A 17,563-nucleotide genomic window follows, 5' to 3' on the forward strand; every position below is an offset into this window, starting at 1 on the left:
ATGTAAAGCCAAATGTCGCGATCGGGATCTTCGCTCTCAAGGAAGAGCAACTGGGCGACGATCAGATTAGCGATCTGATCGTCAATTGGTGTGCCCAAAATCACAATCCGCTCTTTTAACAAGCGCGAATAGATATCAAAGGCGCGTTCGCCGCGGCTCGTGCTCTCGACTACCATCGGAATCAGCAATTCCGGCCGTTGCGAGAGCCACTCTGGGCTGGGCATGCTACGCCAATCATGACTGTAGCGTGTTGACCAATTCATACGGTACTCCTCACGATTCAGTTATTGCACGGCTGGATTGATCTTCCGTTGCAGTCGTTTCAGAGGCCGGTTCTGCGTCCGGAGCTGCACTCGATTCGCCGCGGGCAATCTCGGCGAGGCGAGCGCGAAGTTTCTTATCAAGCACCACATTCGCTACCGAGGAGCGCATTTGGGTGTTGAGCATCTCTCTGAGTTGAGGTCGCCGCTCTTCCTCATAGTCGGCCAGAATGCGCTCGATCTCGGCTGCGATCTCGTCGTCGGTGACGGTCAACCCTTCCTGCTTAATCACTTCGCTGAGCGCCAGCGTCACCTTAGTCTGCCGTTCGGCTTCGGGCAGTAGTTCATCAACCGCCTGATCGTGAGTAATGCCGCGATACTGCAACACCTGCTCGAGGGTGATGCCGTAGCGCGCATACTGCTGCTCTTGGTCGTGCAGCATCGAGTGCGCCAGATCGCGGATCATCACATCGGGAATATCGAAGGTGGTCTGCTCGACCAATTGCTCAAGGTAGGCGTTGAGCAACGCTTGCTCGGCACGGCGGCGCTTGGCCTCTTCGAGATCAGCCCGCACCTTGGCCTTCAGCTCGTCGAGCGTACCGGTGAAATTCACCAGCCCCGGCAGCTCTTCCCATGCCGGCACGATCCGGCGTTGAATACCCAACACTTCAACCTTGAACGTCACCTTCTTGCCGCGGATCGACTCTTCGGCATGATCGTCGGGCATCGTCGCGACAATCTCTTTCTTCTCGCCAACGTTCATGCCGATCAGCCCTTGATACAGCTCATCCACCAGCCGGTTCGGCTCGAGATCAAGCTGCTCTTCCGAGCCGGAAGCCTCTGGCTCAGCTTCGGATTCGTCGCTGGCCTCGGCCTCATCCTCGTCGCCCTCGACCTTAGTACTGAGCAGCACGCGCAGCCGGTCACCCTGCTGGGCTGGACGCGGCTCGTCAAGCTCTTGCAAGATGACGTGTTCTTCGCGCATGCGTTCAAGCTCAAGCTCGACCATCTGATCGGTCACCGGTTCGACGTTCAGCGGCACACGGATGCTGCGGTAATCGGCGAGTGTGACCGTCGGCGGCACCGGCACTTTGACCGTAAAGATAAACGGCTCCAGCGAGTCGATCCGTTCGAGGGCCGGCGGGCCGATCACTTCGATCTGCTCTTGCTGGATGGCCTTCTTATAGGCATTATTGATGAGATCCTCGGTTGCCTCTTCGATCAGCGCCGCGCGCCCGAAGGTGCGTTCAATAATAAAGCGAGGCGCTTTGCCGGGACGGAAGCCGTGAATGGGAAACTTCTGCGACAGACGGCGCGCCGCCTGCTCGAGGCCGCGCTCGAACTGATCTCGGTCGATTTCAATCTGCAATGAGATGAGACTCTTTGGCAGTTTTTCGGTCGTAACTTTCACGGTGGTATCCTTAACACAATTCGCTTTGCGCAACGATCAAGGCGCTGGCACTCAACGTTGAGCGCTGGCATGCTGGCGCGCCGTATGTTGCATTATAGCATGTCTGCTTGTGGGATGCGAGAAGTCTAGGGGGTGGGATGGTTTCGCAGCGCGCCATCGCTCATCGGTTGCCAGCGATGGTCGTTTCACTCGGATGCATACGCCACTCCTTATGCTCCACTCCCCCATCACTGCCCTAGCCGGCGTGCCACGCGCTGGAGCAACACGCGCAATTGGCGATACCCAATCTGGCGGATGGCGTCGTTAAGCGGCACCCATGCTGCGGCACGAATCCCTTCGGCTAGCGCCGGTGTTGGTGGTTCAGGAGCAGCACTAGCCAGAAAAAAGGTAACTTGCTTATCACGCCAGCGCCCGCGCCGGTACACTGGGTACGTCACCTGATCGAGCCGTTCGGCGAGTGTACAAGTCACCCCCGTCTCCTCAGCCACTTCTCGCACTGCCGCCGCTTCATCACTCTCACCATCATCAACATGGCCTTTTGGTAATGTCCAGACCCCTTGCTGATCTTGAATCAATAAGACAAGATGCCGGCCCGTTTCATCACGGGCCAGCACAATACAACCGGCAGCGCGAATGGGTGTATCCGTCATACGTCCTCAGAGCCCAAATAGCCGGCCAATCGCTGCTTCAATTTCGACCCACCACTGCGCCATGGGGGTGGCATTCGCTTGGTGCGAAATCCACTCTAGCCGCCCAGTCGCCAAGAGCAGGCCCATGACGACCATCAGTGCTCCACTGAGCAGGCTGGTCGTATGCAAGAAGAGTTCGCGTCCAAAGACGTTGACCGTGAAACCGCGCCCGCGCAGGAATTGCCATGCACGCGAACCGGTGCCGAGCCGCTGAAAGAAGGTGGCAATCAGAATGAGCGGCAGCCCTAGCCCCAGCGAGTAGATAAACGCCAGCACAGCCCCTTGCAAGATGGCAACGTCACTAGTGGCAGCGAGCAAGGTCAACAAGGCGCCCAAAATCGGCCCGACGCATGCCGTCCAGCCAAGGGCAAAAGTAGCGCCATAGAGATACGAACCGGCGAAGGTGGCAGCCGGACGCTCTTGCAATTGCGGGCCGGCGAAGCCTTTGCCGAGCATACCCATGAAGCCGAAGCCGATGATTATCAGGCCTCCCCAGAACGTTAGGGCGCTGCGGTTGGCGAAGAGCAAGCCGCTGAGGGCGGTAGCGCTGGCACCGAGCAAGGTCATAGTGGTGGCGAGGCCGAGGAAGAAGGCGATGCCCATCGTGGCGACCCGTGCTCGCCCGTGGCCGCTGGCCTGAAAGGTGAATGCGAAGTACGCCGGCAAGATGGGCAACGTACATGGCGAGAGAAAGCTGAGCACGCCGGCCAGAAAGGCAGGCAGCGCCAGCACCAGCACACTGCCGCCGCCGGTGAGGAACCGGGTCTGTTCGCCGGCATCTATGCTCAGCGCCAGCAAAATGAGCAAGAGCAACATTCCCAGCACTGCTAGCGCGATCAGGCTGCGCTTGCCAAACCGGCGCGGTGAGTCGATTGGTTGTAAGGTCATACGGCCCTCGCTTGCAGGGAGCGACCGGTGGGCAGCCGCGGCGCTGCGCGCCGAATGCGAGCTGCTTCCTCATCGCTGATTGGTGTCGAACCCATAAAGAAGACAACTTCGGTTGGTATATCGTAACGGTAACGCTGGCGTTCCCATTGACCAGATGTATTCCGGGAGAGCAAGGTTACACGCCAGAACATGCCGTCGGCATCATATTCTTCGGCTTCAATCCAGACCAGCGCCCCGGCAGGAAAGATCGTTGCCAGTCGTTGGTGGCAAGCGTCACGGCTAGCCGCCATCGCGTCGGCCATAGTGATGCGTCCTCCGATATATGTGTACTAAGGAGCGAGGGGTGTCTCGCCGGTTGTGTGTTCGTTCTGGGGGCGAGCAGTGTCTCGCCCTTACTATTATACCGGGTTATCGTAACGGTGATGGCATGGATAGCTATCTCTGCGCGAGATTTAGCCGGCGGTTAGCGCACGCTTAACACTGAGCGCATACCGACTTAACACCCGCATTGTATTATGTCGGCAATATTGTAGGATGTCCGCTCTTCGTCTGGAGCTGATGCCATGCGTGTGGCACTGATTGCGGAAACGTTTCTGCCTGACGTGAATGGCGTGACGACTACCCTCTGCCGACTGCTGGAACATTTGCAGCGCGCTGGTCATGAGGCGATACTGTTTGCGCCGCAGGGTGCGCCAGCGAGCTATGCTGGCGCTGAAATTGTGCCGTTAAGCGGGATGCCATTGCCGATGTATCCTGAAGTAAAATTGACCCCGCCCCAACCCGGCTTGACGGCCCGCCTGCGCAGTTTTCAGCCCGATGTGGTGCATCTGGTAGGGCCGGTGGTGTTGGGGGCAATTGTGCCCGGCATTGTGCGTCGCCTCGGTTTGCCACTGATCGCCTCGTATCATACCGACTTCGGCGCGTATAGCCGGCACTACGGCTTCGGCTTTTTGCAGCATGGCGTCAATGCGTGGCTGCGCTGGATCCACAACCGCTGTCGGATCAACCTCTGCCCGTCGAGCTTTACGTTGCGCGTTCTTCGCGCAGCCGGCTTTCGCCGCTTACGGATTTGGGGGCGTGGGGTTGATGTCGAGCGGTTCCATCCCCGCTATCGTAGTGAGGCATGGCGTGCAGCGGTCGGGGCGCAACCCGGTGAGCGGATTGTGCTGTACGTTGGCCGCGTCGCCGCCGAAAAGCGAGTCGAATTACTACCTGAAGCGATTCGCGGCCTGCCCAATACGCGGCTGGTGATTGTCGGCGATGGCCCCTTCCGACCCGAATTGCAGCGACGCTGCGCTGGCTTGCCGGTGCATTTTACCGGTTATCTGAAGGGAGAGGCACTAGCGGCGGCGTATGCCAGCGCTGATGCTTTCGTCTTCCCGTCCGATACCGACACCTTCGGTCAGGTCATTCAAGAGGCGCTGGCTTCGGCGCTGCCGGTGGTGGCGGCGCGAGCCGGCGGTGCGATTGATCTCGTACAGCACGGCCAGAACGGTTTCCTCTTCACCCCCGGCGTTGCCACTGATTTGCGCGCTCGCCTGCGCGAGCTGCTTGCCGATGACACCCGCCGGATGGCGCAAGGGTTGGCTGGCCGGGCCGCCGCCGAGCGCCGGTCATGGCCGAGCGTGATGGAAGAGTTGATGGGGTATTACGGCTATGCGATGCGGCGCCGGCGTGGGATAGCGCACGCAGCAATCTAGTGGGGAAGTGGTCGCGATTATCCCATAGGGGGACACTAATAGGTGCCCCTATTGTGCCACGCGCGGAGGGGAAGTGGCGACGTTGAATGGTTCTAACGCCAAGATATCGATCCGTGACCGGCGTACCTCAATCCAATCACCAAGTGCAAGGTGATCGCGTCCGATATGATCGGCGATGCGTGGTGCACTTAACGTCGTCCGCAAGCCGATGGTCGCCTCGTCAGCCAATGCAATCACCAATTCAGTGTAGAGCGTCTCGAAGGGGAGATGCTCGCGCTCTACTTCCCACGTCAAAATTGCCGCTACCCGGCCATAGACGATAGGCTCGCTTAAAGGGGTCGCCGGTGTGATGGATGTTAGCGACGTGAAACCGGCGCGAAACGGCGGGTTTTGCAATTGTACCGTGCTTAGCGCGCAGAGCAGGCGGGCAATGATCACTTGACCTGCGAGCTCCGGATCGACACGGTGATGGCGATCAACCAGCCACAGTTTGGTATCTGGCGCAGTGTCAGGCCCGGCGTCCAGCGGCGTCATTATTACCTGCGGCAAATACCGCCGGCCATCGGGGTGCAGCGCGCCGGGAATGAATTGCTCGTAGCGGCAACGCAGATGGAGTTGGCTCAGAGCGCTAAAGCGCATTACTCACCTCCGCCAACTCTTGTAAGCGTTTGGTGGCCGAAGCGAGCCGTTGCTCATTGAGGGCAGTGATAAAATCGCGGGGCCGGTCAGGGCTGATGATCACGACGGAAGCATCGTATCGGGAAATGGCGACAAGCCGTTGCCGGTTGGTGGCAAAGAGCGTCACGCGGCCATAGGGGGCAAGGTGAAACGGCCCCTGATAACCGAATACGCCGGCGTTGAAAGCGAAGCGCAACCCAAACCGTGGCATATCGGCCAGAGCGGTGGCCGGCGACACGCCACTGATCTGATCAAACCGGATGCGTACCGCCGGCGCCCAGCGCCGCTCAATCACCAGCGCATCGGGGTCGATCCGGTACGCTTTGGGTTGAAAGGCGTAACTCAGCAAGAGAAACAAGGCCAGCGCCGCCGCTAATCCCAGCGGGACCTGCAAGCCATTCCAGCGTAGATTGGCGAGATACGCGAAAAATTGCGGCAATACCAGCAAGCCGCCTACATACGCGAGACTGTAGGTAACTTTGACGGCATACGAGTCGAGCGGCGCTGACGCGAAGCGCGTGGGCGAAGACATACACCGAATCCTTATCTTACTCGTTTATGAACTGCGTTTACGAATAGCTCTTCGATAGGCGTTCCAGCGGCCCGCGCTTCAGGCCGGTGGGTGCGCGGGCGACTCACTCGCGGGAATGGCCTGCGCCTTGCATTGCGGCCGCTCGCCTGCATAACAGTTGCCCACAACGCTACCCTTCGATAAGGAGAAGCGCCGAATTGCTGCTCACAACGTATGTCACCAATGAAGATATGCACTGTTTCCATCGCAACCTCTCTCCGCATTATACCCCGCCTTTTCTTTCTGTGCAGTCTTTGCATATAAAACATATCCTTGCATTTCATTCGATTTCAGCGCATAATAGCAGCGGGATCTACACTCTTGCCTACCGGCAGCCAACAGACAGGAAGATGCTCTATGACGCAAGAATCGGAGTTACCCCTGTTACCGGTGGCTCCCACCTACGTCGGCTGGCGCGATCAACGGATTGCTACGTATCAAGCGGGCGCTGGCCGGCCAGTGCTGCTGATCCATAGCATCAACGCGGCGGCATCGGCGTTCGAGATGCGCGAGCCGTTTCAGCGGTTGAGCCAGCAGTTTACCGTGCATACGCTCGATCTTATCGGGTATGGCAATTCGAGCCGCCCGCCGTGGCGTTACCGCGCTGCGATTTATGTCGATCTGATCACGGCGATGCTTGACCGGATCGGCGAACCAACGGCGCTGGTGGCCAGTTCGCTCGGGGCAGCCTATGCGGTGTTAGCCGCCGCTCGCCGGCCCCAGTTGGTGAGCCGGCTGGTACTGATTTGCCCAACCGGAATTGGCCAGCTTGATCGCGGCCCCGGCATCGCGGCGTACACGGTCTACCAATTGTTGCGCAGCCCGTTCGGGCGGGCATTCTACGAGGTGCTCACCACGCGCGCCAGCATTCGTCTCTTCCTTGCCAGCCAAGCTTACGCTAACCCGGCTAGCATTACTCCTGACCGGCTAGAGGTCTTTTACCAAACGTGCCACCGTCCCGGCGCGTACTATGCGCCGATCTGCTTCCTCAGCGGTTTGCTCAATTGCGATATTAGGCCAACCTTCGCAACATTGCCGCAACCCACGCTGGTGGTGTGGGGGAGCGACGCCAAGACCAGCCCACCGGCTTTAGCTAGCAATTTTGTGCGCGTGCGCGTGGCGACCAAGGTGGTCACGATCAATCAAGCCAGCCTGCTGGTGCAAGACGAGCAACCAGAAGCGTTTATGGCGCAGGTTAGGCCGTTTTTAGCGTTATCGTGACCCTCGTGGTACAATTGCTCTAAACCGACCGGCAACCATCTGCCCGGCAGACGAGCGATGTACCCATGAATAACCGCATTTACGTTGCGATCGATGTTGAAACGACTGGCTTGCAGAGCGGCCTCGATGAGATTATCGAGGTCGCTGCGGTTACGTTTCGCGGGCGTGAGATTCTCGACCGCTTCGAGCGGTTGGTGCGCCCGCGCCAATCGGTGCCGCTGAAGATTACCCGCCTGACCGGGATCGATCCGGTGGCGCTGGCGAAAGCGCCTCGCTTTAACGAGATCGGCGCCGAATTGGCCCGCTTTATCGGTAATCGCCCGATTGTCGGCCATTCGATCAGCTTCGATCTGACAATGTTGCGGGCGCAGGGCATGAATTTTAACCAGCCAGTGTACGATACCTTTGATCTGGCCACCCTACTCTTTCCGCAGGCGACGAGCTATAAACTGTCGGCGCTGGCTGCTCGGCTCGGCATTCCCCATCCCGACGCTCATCGCGCCCTCAACGACGCCGAGGTGACAGCGCAGCTCTTCGCCAAGTTGACCGAGCGAATGTTGCAGCTCGATTTGGCGACGTTGGGCGAGATGGTGCGGTTGATGGGCAAGATTGGTTTACCGTTGCGCGATCTGTTTGAAGAGGCGTTGCGCCAGAAGGCACGCAATGCGTTTCATGAGCCGATTGCCACTCCGTCCGAACCGGCAGAGGCGCTCGGGCCTGAGCTACCGCCGTTGCGCCCGACCGGCGATACCCGCCCGCTCGACCTTGAGGCGATTGGCGCATTTTTCAGCCCCGATGGCCCCTTTGGCCGCGCGTTTCCCGGTTACGAACCGCGCCCGCCGCAGGTTGAGATGGCACGTGCCGTGGCGAAGGCGTTTAATCAGAGCGAGCCGCTGATCGTTGAGGCTGGCACTGGCACCGGCAAGAGTATGGCATATCTGGTGCCGGCGACAATCTACGCGGTGCAACGCGGCGAGCGGGTCGTCATTTCGACCAACACGATCAACCTGCAAGATCAGCTCTACAACAAAGATATTCCCGATTTGCAGCGCATTTTTGCCGCTGCCGGCTTGCCCGCCTTTCGGGCGGCGCTGCTGAAGGGGCGCAGCAACTATCTCTGTCTCAAGCGGTATCACGAGCTGCGCCGCAGCGAACATCTGGCGATCGAAGAGGTGCGTGCGCTGCTCAAGATTCAACTCTGGCTGCCGACGACCGCTAGCGGCGATCGCACCGAGCTGCCCCTAATCGATCGCGAACAGGCGGCTTGGAATAAAGTAAATGTTTCGGCGGAGACCTGCACCGGTGCGCGTTGCCCTCATTTCCGCGAGTGTTACTTCTTCCGCGCCCGCCGCGCTGCCGAGGCGGCTCATGTGGTGGTGGTGAACCATGCCTTGCTGATCGCGGATCTGGCCGCCGCTTCGCAAGTTTTGCCGCCCTACGACCATCTGGTGATTGACGAGGCACACAATTTAGAGGATGTCGCCACCGAGCAGCTTAGTTTTAATCTCGATCAAGCCGGCTTGCTCGAGTTTCTCGACGATCTGTTCCAGACCGGCGGCGCGCAGGTGGTGAGCGGCTTGCTCAGTGAGTTGCCGGTTGTCTTGACCGAGTTGGGGGGTGGGGGTGCGGCTGGCGAGCGGATTGCGGCGGCGATTGAGCGCGTGCGCCCAACGTTGATCCGCGCCCGCACAGCGGTGTACGAGTGCTTTAACCTGCTTACCCGCTTTGTCCAGTTCGATACCGAATCGGGTGGCCAGTACGACCCGCGGTTGCGTTTGACCAAGAAGGTGCGACAGCAGCCCGAATGGCAAGCAATCGAGCAGGCATGGCAGAACCTGAGCGATATGCTGGCGGCAATCGGCAACGAGCTAGCCGTGATCGAAGATCAGGTGCGCGAGCTGAATGAGACGAGCGGCGAGCTTGACGATGTGTTGGTGCGCACCGAGGTGTTGCGCCGGTTTGCGACCGATGCCCGCGTGCGTAGCGGTCACGTGATCTTCGGCGACGACGACAGTATCTGTTGGTTGACGTATGACCGCCAGCGCGATACGCTCACCTTAACCGCCGCGCCGCTGAGCGTGGCCGAAATCTTGCATAGCCAGCTCTTTACTCAGAAACAGACCAGTGTTCTCGCTTCGGCAACCTTGAGCATCGCCGGCGATTTTGCGTTTGTCAAGAACCGGATCGGTCTCGCTGAGAGCAATGAGCTGATGCTCGATTCGCCGTTCGATTACGAGCAGCAGGCGTTGGTCTACATTCCTAACGATATTCCCGAACCCAACCAACGGGGCTATCAGCAGATGATCGAACGGGCGATCATCGATCTGGCGCTGGCTTCCGGTGGGCGGATGCTGGCGCTGTTTACCGCCTCGAATGCGCTACGCCAGACCTACGCCGCAATTCAAGAGACACTTGAAGATCACGGGATCGGCGTAATGGCACAGGGGATTGATGGTTCGCGGCGGGCGCTCGTTGACCGGCTGAAGGAGTTTCCCCGCTCGGTCTTGCTCGGCACCAACAGCTTCTGGGAAGGGGTGGATGTGGTAGGCGATGCGTTGTCGGTGTTGGTAATCACCAAACTACCCTTTGCCGTGCCGACCGACCCGATTGTAGCGGCGCGCAGCGAGCAATTCGCCGACCCCTTCAGCGAGTACAGCGTCCCACAGAGTATTCTGCGCTTTAAGCAAGGCTTTGGCCGCTTGATCCGGTCGCGTGACGATCGCGGGATTGTGGTGGTGCTCGATCGCCGGTTGCTGACCAAGAAGTACGGTCAGCAATTCCTCGACTCGCTGCCGCACACGCGGGTGCGCACTGGGCCGCTGGCCAATCTGCCGGGGTTGATAACGCGCTTCTTGCAGGCGAAGAATGGCGGGTCGTAGGTTGTTTACCTTGTGTACCGCCGAGGACGCAGAGGATTTCAAACCGCTGTGCATCCTCTGCGGAGCCGGACAGCCGTCCGGCTCGCCGGTGGCTTGGCGTTAATACCCTTTGCGCCTTGGCTTCATTGCCGCACCTACGCCCGTTCAATAGCCAATGATTTGCACGAGGTAGCGCACCACCGGTCAGGTGTGGTAAGAATAAGGTAGCAAGCGCTATGCATGTTGTGGCGATGCTGCTCTCAATCACCACACTAGACAGGAATCTCATGCCGCAGTGGATATGGATCGTCTTGATCGGTTTGGTAAGTTTGACGGCTTGCGCCAGCGCAACTGGCAATCCGGCTGCGCAACCACCGTTGCCCCCCACGGTGCCTATCATCACGCCGGAACCAATCACGCCAACGACCCGACCCACGACGGTGCTGGCCACTGCGCCGGCCAGCTCAGCGCCGTCACCATTGCCAACTACGCCAGCAGCAGTGGTTGACCCGACTCGCCTGACTTACACGCTCGAACAGATTGCCGACGGCTTTAACCGACCCACTCATCTGACCCATGCCGGTGATGGTAGTGGGCGTCTGTTTGTGGTTGAACAGGCAGGACGAGTATGGATACTCCGTGATGGGCAGCGGCTGGACGAACCGTTTCTCGATCTTCGCGCCCTAGTTGGATCGCGCGGTAACGAGCAGGGCTTGCTCAGTATCGCCTTCCACCCGCAGTTTGCCGCCAATAGCCGGTTCTTTGTCAACTATACCGATACCGGCGGCGATACGGTGGTGGCCGAATATCGGGTCAGCGCCGATCCGAACCGAGCCGATCCAGCCAGCGCGCGTGTGCTGTTGCGAATTGCGCAGCCAGCGGCGAATCACAATGGCGGTCTGTTGCTGTTTGGCCCTGACGGCCACCTCTACATCGGCACTGGCGACGGCGGCAGCGCCGGTGACCCGCTCGATGCCGGGCAGCGGCTCGATACGCTCTTGGGCAAACTCTTGCGGATTGATATAGATAACGGCCAGCCATACGCCATTCCCCCCGATAACCCCTTCCTCAACCGTACCGGCGCACTGCCAGAGATCTGGGCCTACGGTTTGCGCAACCCATGGCGTTTTGCCTTTGATCCGGTCGCCGGTCTGCTCTTCATTGCCGACGTGGGCCAAAATGCGTGGGAAGAGGTGAATGTTGCACCAGTAAACGCTGCCGGTCTCAATTACGGCTGGCGCTTGATGGAAGGCAATCAATGCTACCGGCCAACCAATTGTGATCCGAGCGGGTTAATGCTGCCGGTAGCAGTGTATGGCCACGACAACGCCACCGGCGGTTGTTCGGTGACTGGTGGCGAGGTCTATCGCGGCACGCGCCAGCCGGCGCTGGTTGGCGTCTATTTCTACGCCGACTTCTGCACCGGCAATTTATGGGCCTTGTGGGCGAATGCCGGTGAATGGCAGCACGCGCTCGTGGCGCGGCTCAACATTCAGACCACCTCGTTTGGCGTTGATGAGGAGGGTGAGATCTATCTGCTAGATCGGGCGGGTGGCGTCTACCGGTTAGCCGGTCAAAAACTGCCGGATTAACTGGATCAACACCGCTGGTCGGTCATCTTGAATACTATGGCCGCTATTGGCGACAAACTCAAGGCGGCAATTAGGAATAGCGGCGGCCAGCCGGCGCACATCTTCCGGCAAATTATTCCGCTCGCCATCGCCGTTGATCAACAACGCGGGGCAACGGATCTGCGGTGCTTCGCGTAAGCAAATATCACCGCCAGCAGCGACGATCGCCTCCGCTGCTCGCACCCAGCCTTCGATCATCGGTTCGAGCTGCTCGCGTCCATGCAGCTTGATAATCTCTTGCCGCCAAGCGGCGCGCTGTTCATCCCATGCTGACACCGGCAACCAATCTTGCACAGCATCAACCATTGCTTGGCTCATCACGCCAGCTACACCCCACGCCACGACGCCACGCAGCAAATCAGGCCGGCGTGCTGCCAGCACCAACGCGCTCTCAGCGCCATCGCTAAACCCCAGCGCCACCACCGGCCCCGGCTGAATGATACCGAGCAGTTCGGCCAGATCGGCGGCATCGCGCTGGTAAAAATCGGGTGGGAAGGTGCGATTGGGTGGGCGGCTGGCGCCATAGCCACGCAAATCGGGCGCAATCACGCGGTAATCACGACTGAGGTCATCGATCAGCAACCCCATGTGCGAGCGAGCCGTGCCGGTGAAGCCGTGGATGAGCAGTAACGGCAGACCGCTGCCGAGATCGTGATACGCCAAACGAGCGCCATCGTGGAGCATAACATGGTGCAGCATAAAAGTCTCTATAATGGTGATGAGAAACAATGCCGGATCCAACGACGATCGAAGATTGAGAGCAGCGCAATGACGATTGAAGACCTGCGCGCCATTCCATTATTTGCCAGCCTTGATGAAACAACACTGGCCGACACGGCGCGGCGCGTCCATATCTGCCACTACCGGCCCGGCCAACATATCATACACGAAGATCAGCCGGCGCATGCCATCTTTTTTGTGGTGCGCGGGCGGGTGCGTCTCTCGCGCACGGCGCCTGATGGCCGCGAGCAAGTGCTGGCCATGGCAGGGCCGGGCGAGTATTTCAATGCGGTGCCGATCTTTGACGGTGGCCTGAGCCCGGCAACAGCACGGGCTATGAGCCATGTGACCTGTTTGTTGTTAGCCCGCGACGATCTGCTGGCACTAATCCGCAAACATCCTGATCTGGCACTGGCCGCGCTCTCGGACTTGGCCGGCCAATTACGCGAATTAGTAACGCTGGTTGAAGACCTCGCCTTTCGTTCGGTGCGGGCGCGCTTAGCACGGCTATTGTTGGCTGAGGCCGCAGGTGGGGCTGCCGAAATGACCCATCAAGAGTTAGCCGAGCGCACCGGTACCGTGCGCGAGATCGCCGGGCGAGCGTTACGCCAGATGGCTGAAGAGCGGTTAGTGAAGTTGGAGCGGGGGCGGGTGATTGTGCTTGATCGGGCACGATTGGCTAAGGTGGCGGAAGAATAATCTCAAGGCGCGAAGATAATCAACATTGATATCTTGGTGCCTTGAGACCTCATTACAATGAATTCCACACTAATACTTATTGGAAAATGGCCGCCACCGTAGTGATCATGTCAGACAAGGATCCGCCGATAGCGCTAATCGCTAACACACAAACTAGTGCAATTAAGGTAATAATCAACTCGTATTCGGCTAACCCTTGCCCGCGCTCACGGTACAATTGCGCAACGATGATCGTTTTCTGCCATTGATTCAAGAACATGAGCCTTCACCTCCTTTCTGTTTGGATTGTATGGATCTACTGTACCGTGAAAAATGGCGTCATGCAACAAGGATCAGGTACTATTACGCCGTGGTACCAACCCTCATTGCCAATTGCAGCACGTAACAATAGTGTAGGAGTAACGGAATGACCATCACATGGCGGGTGCCGTTTGGCAATTTGCAGCGCAGTCATCAAGCCTTGCAAGCCGAATTGCTTGCTGCTGCCGAGCGGGTAATTGCGAGCGGCTGGTATATCTTGGGCGCTGAAGTGGCCGGTTTCGAGCGCGAATTCGCCACGTTGTGCGGTGTTGAGCACTGTGTAGGTGTCGCCAGCGGCGCCGAAGCGCTCTATTTAGCGTTAGCCGCGGCCGGAGTCGGGCCGGGTGACGAGGTCATCACGGTGGCGAACGCTTGTATGTATGATGTCGCGGCGATCCTCCAAGCCGGCGCGCGGCCAGTGTTAGTGGAGATCGATCCGGTGACGCAAACCATGGATCCGGCGGCATTGGCGGCAGCGATCACCCCGCGAACCAAGGCAGTCATCCCAGTACATTTGTTTGGGCGGCTGGCCGATATGGCGGCAATTATGGCAGTGGCCGAACAGTATGGGCTGACGGTGATTGAAGACGCGGCGCAGGCACACGGCGCATGGCGGCTCGATGCCGGCGCCGCGCCGCGCATGGCCGGGCAGTGGGGGCATTTGGCTGCGTTTAGCTTCTACCCCAGCAAGAATCTCGGTGCATTGGGTGATGGCGGCGCGGTTGTGACAAATAATCCTGAATTGGCCGAACGGCTGCGCCGCCTGCGGATGTACGGCTGGGAACGTAAGTATTACACGACGGAAGCCGGCGGGCGCAACTCGCGGCTTGATGAACTGCAAGCGGCGTTGCTACGGGTGAAGTTGCCTCGCCTTGCCGCTGCCAATGCCGCGCGGCGCGAACGGGCTAGTTGGTACGCCGCCGCGCTAGCTGATTTACCGGTTGGCTTGCCAGTTGATGAACCGGGCCACGTCTATCATCTCTACGTGATCACGCTTGCTGACCGGGCGACCCGCGATCGCTTGCGCGAACACCTGCTAGCGCACGGGATTGGATGTGATGTTCATTATCCGGCGCCAACCCATCTACAACCGGCCTATGCCGATCTTGGCTATCATTCGGGCAGTTTGCCGGTCACTGAGGATTTGGCCGGGCGGATTCTGTCGCTGCCAATGTATCCGGAATTGAGCTATGACGACGTGATGACAGTCGCCGAAACGATACGCATGGGGTTCGTATGATTGATCGCACGATATTTGCCGGCTCACAGGTGTTAATTACCGGTGGGCTAGGGTTTATTGGTTCAAATTTAGCCCATCGCTTGGTTGATCTAGGCGCTAAGGTGACACTAGTCGACTCACTGATCCCGGAATACGGTGGTAATCTCTACAATATCGCCGGGATCGAGGATCAGGTGCGGGTAAATATTGCCGATGTGCGCGATGAATACTCGATGGATTATCTGGTGCAGGGGCACGATTTTCTCTTTAATCTGGCCGGCCAGACCAGTCATCTCGACTCAATGCGCAACCCGTATATCGATCTTGATATCAATTGCCGAGCGCAACTTTCGATTCTCGAAGCTTGCCGCAAAAACAATCCACGGATTACGATTGTATATGCTTCCACCCGCCAGATCTACGGCAAACCCGACTATCTGCCGGTCGATGAACGCCATCTGCTCCATCCGGTGGATGTCAATGGGATCAACAAGATGGCCGGCGAGTGGTACCACATTCTCTACAATAATGTCTACGGCATTCGCGCCTGCGCCTTGCGCCTGACCAACACCTACGGCCCGCGTATGCGGGTGAAAGATGCACGCCAAACCTTTCTTGGCATTTGGATCAAGAATGTTATCGAAGGAAAACCGATACAGGTGTGGGGCGACGGTATGCAATTGCGCGATTTTACCTATGTGGATGATTGTGTAGAGGCGATGTTGCTGGCTGCCGTCCATCCGGCAGCCGCCGGACAGATTTTCAATCTAGGCGGTCTTGAGGTGATCAACCTGCGCGATCTGGCAGCGCTAATGGTCGAAGTGGCGGGCGGTGGCAGTTTTGAGATCATTCCTTACCCGGACGATCGCAAACCGATCGATATTGGTGACTACTACGCCGATGATCGCCGCATTCGGAGCATGCTTGGCTGGCAGCCGCGCATTGATCTCCGCACTGGCTTGGCGCGAACCATTGCCTTCTATCGCGAGCACCGCCAATACTACTGGGATTCATCTGATGCAAGATGTTAATAACTAACAGCCGGATGTTCATCAGACCTTCACGATAAACGGCTACAATACCCACTGATAGCGATACTAAGGAGAACTTCAGTTATGCGCGTGCTTATTACTGGCGGGGCAGGGTTTCTGGGATCGCACCTGTGTGATCGCTTTTTGGCCGAAGGTCATACGGTGATCGCGATGGATAATTTGATCACCGGCAACACCGACAATATTGCTCATTTGGCTGGTCATCCCCGCTTCCTCTTCATTCATCACGACGTCACCAACTATATTTACATCGAAGGGCCTATTGATGCTATCCTCCACTTTGCCTCGCCGGCGTCGCCGATTGATTATCTCGAATTACCGATCCAGACGCTCAAGGTAGGCGCTCTAGGCACGCACAAAGCGTTGGGCTTAGCGCGAGCCAAGGGCGCGCGCTTCTTGTTGGCCTCGACCTCAGAGGTCTACGGTGATCCACAAGTCCATCCACAGCCGGAAACCTACTATGGCCACGTCAATCCGGTTGGGCCGCGCGGCGTCTATGATGAAGCCAAGCGTTTTGCCGAAGCGATGACAATGGCCTATCATACCTACCACGGTGTCGAGACGCGGATTGTACGTATCTTCAACACTTACGGCCCGCGCATGCGGTTGCGCGATGGCCGAGTGGTACCCAACTTCATTGCGCAGGCGCTGCGCGGCGAGCCGCTGACGATCTACGGCGACGGCAGCCAAACCCGCTCATTCCAGTACGTCTCTGATCTGGTCGAGGGAGTCTACCGGTTATTGTTTAGCGACGAGGTCGAACCGGTCAACATCGGGAATCCCGGCGAATTCACTATCGCCGAATTTGCGCAGATCGTGAACGAGATTACCGGCAATAAGGCCGGTGTGACCTACCGCGACCTGCGCACCAAAGACGATCCGCAGGTGCGCCAGCCCGACATCAGCAAGGCGCGCCGGATCCTCAACTGGGAACCGAAGGTGACGCTGCGCGAAGGTCTTGAACAGACAATCCCGTGGTTCCGCCAAGAGTTGCAGCGCCGCGGCGAGTTGTAATCGGCGTGAGCAATGGTTAGAGGAGCGAGACGATGCGGTTTATGCCCACTGAGCTGAAAGATGCGTACATCATCGAGCCAGAGTTGTACGAAGACAATCGCGGGTTCTTTGCCCGCGTTTGGGCTCAAAACGAGTTTGCCGAGCATGGGTTGGTCAATCGGGTTGTGCAGATGAACCTTTCGTACAACCGAGTGGCGGGAACCCTGCGTGGCATGCATTTCCAGCACGCACCCTACGCCGAAACCAAGCTGGTGCGCTGTATTCGGGGCGCAATTTACGATGTGATTATCGACTTGCGACCCGATTCGCCCACCTACAAGCGTTGGATTGGGGTGAAGCTGACGGCAGCTAACCGGTTGGCGCTGTACGTCCCCGAAGGGTTTGCTCACGGCTTTCAAACGCTCGAAGATGACACCGAGGTCTTCTATCAGGTGTCGCAATACTACACCCCAAGCGCCGAGGGCGGCGTGCGCTACAATGATCCGGCGTTTGGTATTATCTGGCCGTTGCCGGTCACCGAGATGAGCGAGAAGGATAAGCGTTGGCAACCCTTTACGGGCTAACTGAGATAGCAGGACTCAACCGGGGATAGCACACTATCCCCGGTTGTTGGGTATCGCTAGGAAACAAGTTGCGAGTGATCGTTTATCTC

The 17,563-nt window shown here is 58.5% G+C and carries 18 protein-coding genes; 9 read left to right on the top strand and 9 right to left on the bottom strand.

From position 1 onward, the window contains the following. The 5 genes from Q1A59_RS11450 to Q1A59_RS11470 form a co-directional block, all read right to left on the bottom strand. Nucleotides 1–224: ATP-dependent Clp protease proteolytic subunit (locus tag Q1A59_RS11450; RefSeq protein ID WP_367280898.1), on the bottom strand; the 224-nt coding region annotated here is incomplete at its 3' end. Nucleotides 225–273: 49 nt separating this feature from the next. Beyond that, on the bottom strand, nt 274–1,671 hold the full coding sequence (gene tig, locus Q1A59_RS11455) for a trigger factor (protein ID WP_299644998.1): 1,398 nt from the start codon (nt 1,669–1,671) through the stop codon (nt 274–276). A gap of 227 nt (nt 1,672–1,898) precedes the next feature. Then, nucleotides 1,899–2,321 carry an NUDIX hydrolase gene (locus Q1A59_RS11460; RefSeq protein ID WP_298401610.1) on the bottom strand — a complete coding sequence of 141 codons (423 nt, stop codon included), beginning with the start codon at nt 2,319–2,321 and terminating at the stop codon, nt 1,899–1,901. A gap of 6 nt (nt 2,322–2,327) precedes the next feature. Next, complete coding sequence (locus Q1A59_RS11465) at nt 2,328–3,248, bottom strand: cytochrome c biogenesis CcdA family protein (protein WP_298401608.1); 921 nt, start codon at nt 3,246–3,248, stop codon at nt 2,328–2,330. Continuing rightward, complete coding sequence (locus Q1A59_RS11470) at nt 3,245–3,550, bottom strand: hypothetical protein (protein ID WP_298401605.1); 306 nt, start codon at nt 3,548–3,550, stop codon at nt 3,245–3,247. Before Q1A59_RS11470 ends, Q1A59_RS11465 begins: the two co-directional genes overlap by 4 nt. A 261-nt stretch (nt 3,551–3,811) precedes the next feature. On the opposite strand from Q1A59_RS11470, the gene Q1A59_RS11475 reads away from it, so the two are divergent. After that, entirely contained in the window at nt 3,812–4,948 is a 1,137-nt protein-coding gene (locus Q1A59_RS11475) for a glycosyltransferase family 1 protein (protein WP_298401602.1), read from the top strand. A gap of 48 nt (nt 4,949–4,996) precedes the next feature. Here Q1A59_RS11475 and Q1A59_RS11480 read toward each other — a convergent pair whose 3' ends face one another. Next, a complete protein-coding gene (locus Q1A59_RS11480; protein ID WP_298401600.1) occupies nt 4,997–5,587 on the bottom strand; it encodes a hypothetical protein in 591 nt (196 codons plus the stop codon). Continuing rightward, the gene (locus tag Q1A59_RS11485; protein WP_298401598.1) at nt 5,577–6,158 is read right to left on the bottom strand and encodes a PH domain-containing protein; all 582 of its coding nucleotides are present in this window, start codon (nt 6,156–6,158) and stop codon (nt 5,577–5,579) included. The genes Q1A59_RS11480 and Q1A59_RS11485 overlap by 11 nt, the downstream gene beginning before the upstream one ends. Before the next feature lie 396 nt (nt 6,159–6,554). Here Q1A59_RS11485 and Q1A59_RS11490 point away from each other — a divergent pair, with 396 nt between their 5' ends. From Q1A59_RS11490 to Q1A59_RS11500, 3 genes are all read left to right on the top strand, one after another. Then, nucleotides 6,555–7,418, top strand: a complete 864-nt coding sequence (locus Q1A59_RS11490) for an alpha/beta fold hydrolase (RefSeq protein WP_299644999.1) — start codon at nt 6,555–6,557, stop codon at nt 7,416–7,418. Between the two features lie 65 nt (nt 7,419–7,483). After that, nucleotides 7,484–10,297, top strand: coding sequence for a helicase C-terminal domain-containing protein (locus Q1A59_RS11495; protein ID WP_298401593.1), 2,814 nt, complete (start codon nt 7,484–7,486; stop codon nt 10,295–10,297). 266 nt (nt 10,298–10,563) lie between these two features. Then, nucleotides 10,564–11,868: a sorbosone dehydrogenase family protein gene (locus Q1A59_RS11500; RefSeq protein WP_299645000.1), complete on the top strand. Its 1,305-nt coding sequence runs from the start codon at nt 10,564–10,566 to the stop codon at nt 11,866–11,868. On the opposite strand, the gene Q1A59_RS11505 is transcribed toward Q1A59_RS11500, so the two are convergent. After that, nucleotides 11,842–12,606 (bottom strand): alpha/beta fold hydrolase, encoded by a 765-nt coding sequence (locus Q1A59_RS11505; RefSeq protein WP_298401590.1) that lies wholly within the window; start codon nt 12,604–12,606, stop codon nt 11,842–11,844. The genes Q1A59_RS11500 and Q1A59_RS11505 overlap by 27 nt on opposite strands. Nucleotides 12,607–12,675: 69 nt before the next feature. Between Q1A59_RS11505 and Q1A59_RS11510 the strand changes: the two genes are divergently transcribed. Further along, entirely contained in the window at nt 12,676–13,326 is a 651-nt protein-coding gene (locus tag Q1A59_RS11510; RefSeq protein WP_366144831.1) for a Crp/Fnr family transcriptional regulator, read from the top strand. Between the two features lie 76 nt (nt 13,327–13,402). Here Q1A59_RS11510 and Q1A59_RS11515 read toward each other — a convergent pair whose 3' ends face one another. After that, on the bottom strand, nt 13,403–13,585 hold the full coding sequence (locus Q1A59_RS11515; RefSeq protein WP_298490041.1) for a Flp family type IVb pilin: 183 nt from the start codon (nt 13,583–13,585) through the stop codon (nt 13,403–13,405). A 147-nt stretch (nt 13,586–13,732) separates the two neighbouring features. Between Q1A59_RS11515 and Q1A59_RS11520 the strand changes: the two genes are divergently transcribed. The 4 genes from Q1A59_RS11520 (at nt 13,733) to rfbC (ending at nt 17,474) form a co-directional block, all read left to right on the top strand. Next, a complete protein-coding gene (locus tag Q1A59_RS11520) occupies nt 13,733–14,866 on the top strand; it encodes a DegT/DnrJ/EryC1/StrS aminotransferase family protein (RefSeq protein WP_298401586.1) in 1,134 nt (377 codons plus the stop codon). Next, entirely contained in the window at nt 14,863–15,876 is a 1,014-nt protein-coding gene (locus Q1A59_RS11525) for an NAD(P)-dependent oxidoreductase (protein WP_298401584.1), read from the top strand. Before Q1A59_RS11520 ends, Q1A59_RS11525 begins: the two co-directional genes overlap by 4 nt. A gap of 84 nt (nt 15,877–15,960) precedes the next feature. Continuing rightward, nucleotides 15,961–16,911 (top strand): UDP-glucuronic acid decarboxylase family protein, encoded by a 951-nt coding sequence (locus tag Q1A59_RS11530; RefSeq protein WP_298401583.1) that lies wholly within the window; start codon nt 15,961–15,963, stop codon nt 16,909–16,911. Nucleotides 16,912–16,943: 32 nt separating this feature from the next. Beyond that, entirely contained in the window at nt 16,944–17,474 is a 531-nt protein-coding gene (rfbC, locus tag Q1A59_RS11535; RefSeq protein ID WP_299645001.1) for a dTDP-4-dehydrorhamnose 3,5-epimerase, read from the top strand. The last annotated feature ends 89 nt before the right edge of the window (nt 17,475–17,563 follow it).

Origin of the sequence: uncultured Chloroflexus sp., assembly GCF_937951745.1 — a bacterium.
In the GTDB taxonomy this organism is placed as follows: Bacteria; Chloroflexota; Chloroflexia; order Chloroflexales; family Chloroflexaceae; genus Chloroflexus.